The organism is Luteitalea sp., from assembly GCF_022842525.1.
Classification (GTDB): Bacteria; Acidobacteriota; Vicinamibacteria; order Vicinamibacterales; family Vicinamibacteraceae; genus Luteitalea.
Genome location: NZ_JALHPM010000022.1, coordinates 43,998 through 53,231 on the forward strand (window position 1 = coordinate 43,998; position 9,234 = coordinate 53,231).

At 64.0% G+C, this 9,234-nt stretch carries 6 protein-coding genes and 1 pseudogene; 2 read left to right on the top strand and 5 right to left on the bottom strand.

Annotated features, from left to right (window positions below; genetic code table 11):
• Nucleotides 1–1,284 precede the first annotated feature (1,284 nt).
• The gene (locus Q0C41_RS06910) at nucleotides 1,285–2,448 is read left to right on the top strand and encodes a glycosyltransferase (RefSeq protein WP_291982193.1); all 1,164 of its coding nucleotides are present in this window, start codon (nucleotides 1,285–1,287) and stop codon (nucleotides 2,446–2,448) included.
• 10 nt (nucleotides 2,449–2,458) lie between these two features.
• Nucleotides 2,459–3,427, top strand: coding sequence for a glycosyltransferase (locus Q0C41_RS06915; protein WP_291982194.1), 969 nt, complete (start codon nucleotides 2,459–2,461; stop codon nucleotides 3,425–3,427).
• A gap of 162 nt (nucleotides 3,428–3,589) precedes the next feature.
• Here the strand turns inward: Q0C41_RS06915 and Q0C41_RS06920 are convergent, their stop codons facing one another.
• From Q0C41_RS06920 to Q0C41_RS06940, 5 genes and pseudogenes are all read right to left on the bottom strand, one after another.
• A complete protein-coding gene (locus Q0C41_RS06920) occupies nucleotides 3,590–5,134 on the bottom strand; it encodes a lipopolysaccharide biosynthesis protein (protein WP_291982197.1) in 1,545 nt (514 codons plus the stop codon).
• 281 nt (nucleotides 5,135–5,415) lie between these two features.
• Nucleotides 5,416–6,570 carry a glycosyltransferase family 2 protein gene (locus Q0C41_RS06925; protein ID WP_291982207.1) on the bottom strand — a complete coding sequence of 385 codons (1,155 nt, stop codon included), beginning with the start codon at nucleotides 6,568–6,570 and terminating at the stop codon, nucleotides 5,416–5,418.
• Nucleotides 6,571–6,575: 5 nt separating this feature from the next.
• A complete protein-coding gene (locus Q0C41_RS06930) occupies nucleotides 6,576–7,943 on the bottom strand; it encodes an O-antigen ligase family protein (protein WP_291982199.1) in 1,368 nt (455 codons plus the stop codon).
• Nucleotides 7,944–7,945: 2 nt separating this feature from the next.
• On the bottom strand, nucleotides 7,946–9,001 hold the full coding sequence (locus Q0C41_RS06935) for a polysaccharide deacetylase family protein (protein ID WP_291982201.1): 1,056 nt from the start codon (nucleotides 8,999–9,001) through the stop codon (nucleotides 7,946–7,948).
• A gap of 16 nt (nucleotides 9,002–9,017) precedes the next feature.
• Nucleotides 9,018–9,234: pseudogene (locus tag Q0C41_RS06940) on the bottom strand (hypothetical protein); the annotation flags it as partial.

A 9,234-nucleotide genomic window follows, 5' to 3' on the forward strand; every position in this document is an offset into this window, starting at 1 on the left:
CCGACGTGGCCAGGGGCGACGCGGGTTGATTCCGGCCCTCCTCGAGCGAGCGACCGACGGGATTAACGTCGTTCAATTCCTCCAGACACGCCTCCGTAGGCGGCGCGCGGCGAGCCTGTAGTCGGTATGGCTGAAGCGACGATAGTCGCGCTACAGCTCCCGGACATGCCTGCATCAGGCACCTGTCCGCGTTGCGCTACTTGGGCGTGGTGCAGCGCGTAGCCGCACTGCCGGCCAGGCCGCCAGCCCCTTCTTCAGCCGCGGTGTGGCCGTCGGGTCACGACGACAAGCGGCGCCGCGAGGTCCCGCGCCTGGAGATCGCCGACAAGGTGGCCCAGGGGCGGGGCTGGCTTTGCCGCCGCGAGCTGCACGCGATCAGCGTTTCTGGCCGTCTGTGACACCGAAGAGCGACCAGGACGTGTACCGCGTACTTGGCCCGCCCGCCCGCGCCGGTGGAAGCTTTGAGGCAGACGATGCCATACCCTCCCGGTCGAGGGGCCTGGTCTGCCAGCGGGCGGGAGACCGCTCAACCGTGCACGCACTACATTCGTCACGGTCCCGCGGGTGATGTCACTGCCTCCGTGGAACAACCCTGCGCCAAGGAGCTGCCGAGGACGATCGCGCTCGACCGCTGGCACACCTGCGCTCGAAGAGGCAGCACTCTAAGGGGGCGTCCTGCCCAGCCGAAACGCCAGGCGAGACCTTGTTTAGGAGCGGCCCACTCGCTACACTAACTGGCGTCCCAGGGCTTCAGCACGCCGATCGCGGTGCGAGAATCGATTGATGGCGATGCTTGGAACAAGCGGTCATGGCACGCTGGGACCTAATCAGTCAACTGCTTTGCCCGAACCTGCGAAAGTGGCCGCGCGCATCGCTGCGGTGACACCCCAGCGAAAGGCGACACATGTCAACGCGCGCTACCCAGGCGACAGCAGGACGCGCACGGTTCTATCTGGGCAGCAGTTGATCTCGCGTGTCCTTGGCGTGGTGTCCGCGAGAACCCACTGCACGCGATCGACGTCGCTCGACCCACTGGCTGCGACGCGAAAGGTGGTGTTCATGCAGAAGCGCCGGCGCCACACGAACGTTGCGTCGAAGTCTTGAGGGTGTAACCCGTTGGCGGCCGCCTGGAAGGATAGCCGGGGTGAGGCGCCAAAAGCGGACAGAAGCCGTGACCATGGCACACACAGCAATCGATTCGGGAAACAGGATTGACAGGCAGCCGATCGCCGCCCGGCCGTGCCGGACGAACTTGGCCGGGCACTGCACTGTCAGGAGGATCCTGTGGAAGCCGTGCACGGCGTAGCGCCGATCGACGGTCGCGTGAACGTCCTGCACCTGCGAGACACGTCGCGCATATGCGGGCCTGGAAAGACGATCATCGAAACAGCCTGTGCCGTCGACCGACGCCACTATCACACGCTGGTCGGCGTCTTTTCGGTTATCGGAAGAACCAACGTCTATGTCGAGGCCGTCCGTGCTCGGGGTATCGAGGTCCATGCGTTGTCCGCGCGAACAGGGCTCGATCCCAGGCTGCTTCTTCAGGTCTCGAAGCTCATCACAGAACGGCGTGTACAAATCGTGCATTCGCACGACTACCTGTCCGACATCGTCGCCAGAGTAGTGTCGTCGTGGCTGGGCGTGGCAACGATGAGCACGGTGCACGGTTGGATAGAGAACAACGCCCGAAGCCGTCTATACATCAAGGCGTCGCAGTGGGCATTGAGGGGACTCGACCACGTCGTGGCGGTTTCTGAAGAAACCCGGAACAGAGTCTTGAAGGCCGGGGTTTCTGAAGGTCGCTTGAGCGTGATACACAACGCCATCGTTGAGGCCAATTATCGGCCGGCAAACTTCGAGATCGGCGAATTCAGGCGTAGCGCAGGCATCGGACCAGAGTCGGTTGTGGTCGGCAACGTGGGCCGTTTGAGTCCAGAAAAAGGGCAGGCAGATTTTCTGCGTGCTGCCGCCAGGCTGGCGGCCGCGGAACCGAAACTCCGACTCGTGCTGGCCGGTGACGGCCCGGACGAGCAGGCCTTACGCGGCCTCGCAGACGCACTCGGGCTCAAGGACCGGGTGGTCTTTACGGGGCATCTGACGGACGTGAGGCCGCTTTACCGCGACCTCGACGTCCTCGCCCTGACGTCGTACACGGAAGGCTTCCCCAACGTCCTTCTCGAAGCGCTATGTATGGGCGTTCCGGTACTCGCGACGGATGTCGGCGGTGTGCGCGAGATCATCACAGACGCCGAAACGGGCGTTCTCGTCAACGCGGGCAGCACCGCCCAGATATACGAAGGCCTTCGACGCCTGGTTGGCGACAGGCCCTGGGCGACATTGCTGGCGAGGCGAGGAAAGGCGCGTGTGATGGAAGAATTCGAGTTCGCCGCCCGCACGCCGAAAGAAGAGGCGATCTATCGGCGGCTTCTCAGCCAGCGCCATGGTTGATCCTATCCCCATGGACGCGCCTTCTCCGTCAACGTTCGCTCTCATCGTGCCGATGAAGGACGCGATGCGCTTCCTTCCCGTCTGCCTGCCGGCCCTCCTGGGCGCAGCGACCAGACGTGGGGCCGAGGTCGTGCTGGTCGATAACGGTTCGGTAGATGGGACTCGCCAGTGGGCCGCACGGATTGGCGGTCCGTTGGTGCGGATGGTGGATGCCCCAGGCGCCACTATCTCGGCCGCCCGGAACCGCGGAGTTGCGGCATGCTCTGCCGACATCCTGGTGTTCGTGGATGCGGATTGCGAGATCGCATTGGATCACCTCGACCAGGTAGCCGCCGCCTTCGCGGAGTCTGGCGCCGATGCTGTTGGTGCACCCTACGATCTGCCTGCCGAACCTCACTGGGTCGAGGACGTCTGGCAGCGTCTACACGCAACGATGGCGGATGGTCCGACCCACCACCTCCCAGCCGGGAACCTGGCCGTGCGTCGGTCGACGTTCGTGGCCATTGGGGGCTTCGACGAGTCTCTCACGACAGGTGAAGACGCCGAGCTGTGTCAGCGGCTTCGCCGATCTTGTGCCCGGATCGAGCGGCACTCGCGTATCCACGTCGTGCATCACGGCAATCCGAAATCACTGAGGGCCTTCTTCGCCAAGCAGTGCTGGCACGCGCATGGAATGTACGGCACGACTGGTCGGGGCGAGATCGACAAGCCTGTCGTCATGATGTTCCTGCACGCCGCACTCGGCGCGTCAGCACTGATGCTTCCACTCCTTGCTTCGATGCGGACGCCAGCCGGCATCGCCGCAGCATTCGCCGCGTTGAATGCAGTGCCGGTGGCTGCGGTCGTCTACAGACGCCGACGGCGGATACTCGGCGGCCCTTCGTACCTGCGATCCGTAGTTCTCTATCACGTCTACTTCGCCGCGCGGATCGCAGCGGCAGCGCGCCTCTCCCTCGGAAAAGAGATCTACCGTGGATGAACGCGTGTTGGCCTTTGCCGGGTTGCGCCGTCGAGGCACCTGAAGAACGAACGTCGCATGGACCGACCGGCCTGCTGAGCGCGGACGCGGACGGCGCGACCCGTGCCGCGGTGACGACGATGCGGATGCGGGCTTCCGAACAGAGAGCAGACGACACCAAGATCATCCGTTGTCGCTGCCACCGGCGACACCAGAGGCGCGCGCCGCCGGACGCTTCAGCAGCCCGAGCGACAGGTTGCTGCGGTGCTCGGCATCGAAGCACAGGAACAAGCCCGCAATCCCGAAGACAGGCAGCGTGCCGGCGACCGTGAGTGCGAGCGTCACGAGCGACTCAGGCGGCTTCATCCGGACCACCGCGAACAGCACCAGCGCGTAAGGAATCGCGGCCGCGAGCGGCGGCAGCACTGAGCGCCAGAGGTAAGTTCGCCAGCTGATGTCCAGCGACCTGTTCGTGTACCAAGGCTGCACCGCACCGTGCAGCACGAGAATAGGAATGGCACCGCCAACTGCTACGCCCGTCAGGCCGTACCAGCGACCGAACAGCAAGCTGCCGGCCACGCTCAGCACACCGGCGACGAGATTCAAGGTGGTGGGCACCCGGTGCCGGCTCATGCCCAACAACACCTCGTAAGAGCCAGCCTGACTGAGGTGTACGAGCCGCGCCAGAGTCAGCAGGGTCAGCAGCGGTCCAGCGATACGCCCGTACTCCGGCCCCATCCACAGGCTGATGAAGCGCTCGCCAAGAACTACCACCGTCACCGTGATCGGAAGGCCCACGAGCAGCGAGAGCCGGGTGCCCATGAGCGCGGCGCTACGCAGGCCTTCGGTACTCCCCTTGGCGTGCTGCGCCGCCGCGTGCGGGTGGAGCACCTGAGCCATGGTCACTACGATCTGCTGCATGTATTGGGCGACAGTTCCAGAGATGGCGTAGTAGGTGACCGCCACAGTGCCTAGTAACGAGCCGACGACGACTTCGCTGGAGCCGAAGAGGAGTACCCGCCCGACGTTGTTGACGAGGACGAACGCGCTGTAGCTCCACAGCTGCTTGGCCGTCTCGAGCGACATCAGCCGCCGCTCCAGTCGCAGCGTCGGGCATTCGAGGCGCGCCGACCGCCAAGTCAGGACGCCGTTGAGGACCTGCGAGCACAGATGTACTAACGCCAGCGCGGCGATGCCGAAACCGGCCGACACCAAGGCGACGATTGCCAACGTGCGGAACACCAGCGTCTTGATGCCGGCGGCCGACGACAGGTCGTAGCGCTGGAGCCCCGCCAGGACACCGCCAGGGATGCTCACGACGAGAGTGGCAGCTACGTTGATCCCGGCAAGCAGGAGCACAACACGCGCCGTGTCAGCGTCGCTGCCTTGAATCGCGAACAAGCGGCTGAAGAACCGCTCGATGACGACGGTGATGAGCACGATGAGCAGCCCGACGCCGCCATAGATCGCCAGCGCAGTGCTGGCGACGCGATTGAGACCTTCGAAGTCCCTTGTCGCGGACAACTGTGAGACGTATTTGACGACTGACACCTTCAGGCCGACATCGAGCAGGCCCATGTATCCCGTCACGGAGATGATGAGCACCCACAGCCCGTACTGATGGTCGCCCAGTCTGTGAACAAGAAACGGCGACATGAAGAACGCCGTCGCCATGCCGACCGCCATGCCGGCCCAGTTGGATAGAACGTTCTTCAGAAACCTGTTCACACGTCACCTGGAGAAGGGCTGCCCGGCCAGCACTCACGATATCGACGAAGGTGTGCTGTCACTCGAAGGACGTCAGAACGTCATTGGTCCGCTCGGCCACACGGACGTCGAGCTCATGACGATGCGCCGCGAGGACGGCGAATCGCACTGTGGCGCCCGTTCTTGGGGCGATAAACTACGGTCGCCATCGCCAACTCTCGAAACGGTCGATCTGCCTCCAGGAAGTCACCTCGAAGGTGGGTCGGACAAAGCAAGGCGAATCGTGTCAGCATGTGCAGCCATCAGCGTTTCGAAGGCGACCAGATCTCCTGCCGCGTCCCGGCGACGTACTTCAGCCAAGCCAACAGGGTGGCCACATTGGCAGCACTGAAGTAGGTGGCCACGCGGCCGATCGAGCCGAGGCCTGGCGGCAGACGCCCGGCAAAGCCGACAAGCGCCACGGCGTAGAACAGCAGCTGGAGGCCAGACATCAATGCGTAAAACCAGGAGTCAGCGGCAAGAACCAGGCTCGCCGCCAGCATGACGACGAGAAAGAATGGCACGAGCCAGCGCATCAACTTGTGAGAGATGAGCTCGAACGAAAACAGTGGGTAGCGGAGCGGGTGGAGCAGTCTAGCGTGCAGACCCAGCGTCGTCATGCCGCGAAGGATCGTGCGAACCTTGCGGTCGAACTCTCCCCGTGGGTCGTCGAGGGCCGTCATCAGCCCCACTGCAGCTGGTTCGCTGACCGCGCGGAAGCCCCCCTCGACAGTCCGCAGGACCGACAGGAAGTCCGGCGCCACGTTCGGCACGAACTCACCGCACAAGTTCCGGCGTTGAGCGTAGAACGACCCACTCGCGCCAACAATTGAGTGCAGGCGTGACTCCTGTCGCCGCAGGAACATCTCGTAGCGGCCATAGAGCCCCTCGCCACCGCCGCCCATGATGCGGTCTTCGCCGGAGACGCAGCCGACGTCAGGCAATCGGAACGGCCGCACTATCGCTCGAATCGCACCGGACTCGAGCAAGATCGCTGCGTCGGTGAACACCACGATTGGCGAATCGGCAAGTACCAGACCCGCATTGAGAGCCGCCGCTTTACCACCACGCTCCGGCTGCACGACCAGCCGGACGCGGCCGCTCTGGGCCGCCGCGATGATCTCGGGAGTGCCATCGGTGGAGCCATCCGAGACGAAAATGGCCTTCAGCGCTTCCGGCGGATAGTCAAGAGCCTCGGTGTTCGCAAGCTTTTCGGCAATGGTGGTTCGTTCGTTGTGGACTGGCACCACGATCGTGACATCGGGCAGATCCGAGTCGCTCACATCCGGAGGGACAGTCATCGGCAGACGGCTGGCCAGCCACCAGACGAGCAGCGGATAACCCACGTAGGCATACGCTACGCCTGCCGCCGATAACCAGAACAGCCACGTCAGGAGGTCTACCACGACGGCGTACATCGCGTTCAACCGACCACTCGTGGGCGCGGCAGATAGTGCGTCGCCCCACGGGACTTCACGCGCGGCGAGAGAAGCCGCGGTGACGAAATGTGCCGCGCCGCCAGAGCCGGCGTCGGCGAGTCGGACCCGCCGTCGGCGGTCATGCGGCGACAGGCCACCGTGAGCCCGGACAGCAAGTAGATGTGCGGGTAGGTGAGACCGCCGAGGAACGCGCCGGCGACCACGTAGCCCACGAGGCCGAAGTTGAGTGACGCCGGCCAGAGGCCGTCGATGCGGCAACGGTCTGGGCGCAATCGTGAAGCACGCATAGACGCGGCGTTGTCTCGGAAGTTCGAGGTCAGCAGGCCGAGCAACAGGAACAAGCCGACGAAGCCAGATTCGCCGAGCACCTTGAAGTAGATGCTGTGGGCGGAGATCCAGCGTCTTGAACTGAAGGTCTCGTCGGGGTCGCCGATGTAGAAGCGTCCATAGGCCGAATTGAAGCTCCCGGCTCCAACCCCCAGCGGGTAGTCGATCGCCATCTTGGTCGCCGCTGTCCACGCCCTGATGCGTCCCTGAGCAGAGGCGTCATCCGATACCTCCGTGTCGGTGACACGTGTGAGGTAGCCGGCAGGGGCGAAGGCCAACGTAACGAGCGCCAGTGCAACGACAACGACCAGCCCGGCAAGGCGGCGGCGGCTCATGAAGAACAGGTAATAGAGTGCAGCCGCCGTGATGCCGAGGGTTGCGCCTCGGGACTGAGTGCCAGCGACGGCGAACGCCGCGGCCGAGACACCGGCAAGACCGAACAGACGCGAGAGGACGCCGTGTCTGCCCAGCATGAGATATAAAGGCATTGGCATCAACGCGATGAGGCCCCACGCGAAATCGTTACCATCGCCCATGAAGACGTTCGCCCTGAACGCACCGACCCGCACGCCTGACGTCAGCAGGTCGAGATTTCGGAGCACCAGTGCGAGCACGACGCCTGTCGTTGTGACGGCTAGCCCCTTCACACGTGACTGGCGATCGACGACAGCTGCAGCAGTCACGAACAAGGCGAAGTAGTCAACGTGCGAACGCAGGACAGCGGGCACGTAGGCGCGCACGACAGCGTAAAGAATGGAAATGGCAGCCATGCCGAACAGGCCAAGCAGCCAGCGACCCTGTCGTGATGTCGCCGCGGGCGCGAAGCCGCCGTAGGCAATGACCACGAGGAACGTTCCGTATGCGAACAGCGTCGAGATGCGAAGCGCTCGCAGCACTCCGAACTCGGCCGCGAGCCCGAGGTACTCGATCAGGATCACCAGCAGCAGGCCGCTGTAGGCAATGGCGGGTGTACTGACGCCCCGCCAGGCGCTGACAACACCCGTCTTGTCGGCCGCAATCTCCATTGTCAGAACACCCCCAGCAGACGCGCCCGCAGGAATGCATCGTCTGCAGTCACGGCTTCGTGAATGTTGACGCGGCTCATCGACCACGCGGGCGCATCAACGCGCGTGGGTCCACGATCCATCGAGAACCCGATCGTGAAGCCCAGTGTTCGCACGAGCGTTGCCACCTCTTCAGTCCAGCCTCCATTAGGATAGCTCATCGATGTCACGCGCGTGCCAAGCTCGCGTTCGAGAATGCTCCGGGCGGTCGTCAATTCGTCAGACACCTCTCGCGCCGAGAGCGTCGACAGTATGCGATGTGTGTGCCCATGGACGCCGAAAGCGACTCCGGCGCCTGCCAGCTCTCGAATCTGGTCCCACGACATGAATCGGTCGCCGTGCTCGGTCAAGGCGCGTGGGCCGAGCAGGTTCGACAGTCTGGTAATGGCGGACCAGGGATCTGCTGCCAGGTTGAGCTTCTGCCCACGGACGCCGTCGAGAATCGTGAACCGGTCGCCAGTCGTCACGGCATCGCACAGAGGATCCAGATGGCTTGCTCGCAGCGCGTCCATCAATGGCGGACCGAATGAACGCTCGTGTCTGAACACCGCCGCCGCTTCGCACAAGAGTCGGCTCAAGTGCTCCTGCCAGAACGTGCCGTTCGAACCAATGAGCTTCGTCGGCAGATAGACGACCGCTGGAACGTCGAAGCGTCGCAGGATTGGCCACGCCGCAGTGAAAAAGTCGATCCACCCGTCGTCGAACGTGACGAGACACGATCCAGGCTCGAAGGGTGTGCGAGTGACGACATGCGCTTCGAACTCCTGCAGGGAAAGAATGCGGAAGTCTCTCCTGAGCAGCCGCATGTGACGTTCGAAGGTGGCGGGCGTTACCACGATGCCCGGATGGGAGCAGGTGTCGGCCCCTCTGGGGAGGACCCGGTGGTACGCCAGCACCACGGCCTGGTTGCCGAGGGCCTTGAGCCCCCGTCGCATTCCAGGGTCTGAAATGCTCAGCGCGTGGGCTGCGACCCACTTCGCCGAGTACACCAGGGCATCGCGCATGGTCGTTGCGTTCACGGATGTATCCCGTATGTCATCTCGCGACCCACGTCGCCCGCGCGTACGCGTCCGTCACGACGTTCAACATCGTCTGGACGTCGGCCGAGGTCACGAACGGGTGGGTGGGCAGGGTCAAGATGCGGCTTGCGACATCGGCAGCGACGACTGTGCCCCGTGTGCCCGATGCGTGCGCGACGCCGGGGAGATCCGCGATCGATCTCGGATACGACCCGGTCGCGCCAATGCCGGCC

What these genes read in the sequence shown, in the direction of transcription:
- Q0C41_RS06930 (WP_291982199.1), bottom strand. Translation starts at nt 7,943, where the DNA reads ATGGAGATTGCGGCCGACAAGACGGGTGTTGTCAGCGCCTGGCGGGGC.
- Q0C41_RS06925 (WP_291982207.1), bottom strand. Translation starts at nt 6,570, where the DNA reads ATGTACGCCGTCGTGGTAGACCTCCTGACGTGGCTGTTCTGGTTATCG.
- Q0C41_RS06915 (WP_291982194.1), top strand. Translation starts at nt 2,459, where the DNA reads ATGGACGCGCCTTCTCCGTCAACGTTCGCTCTCATCGTGCCGATGAAG.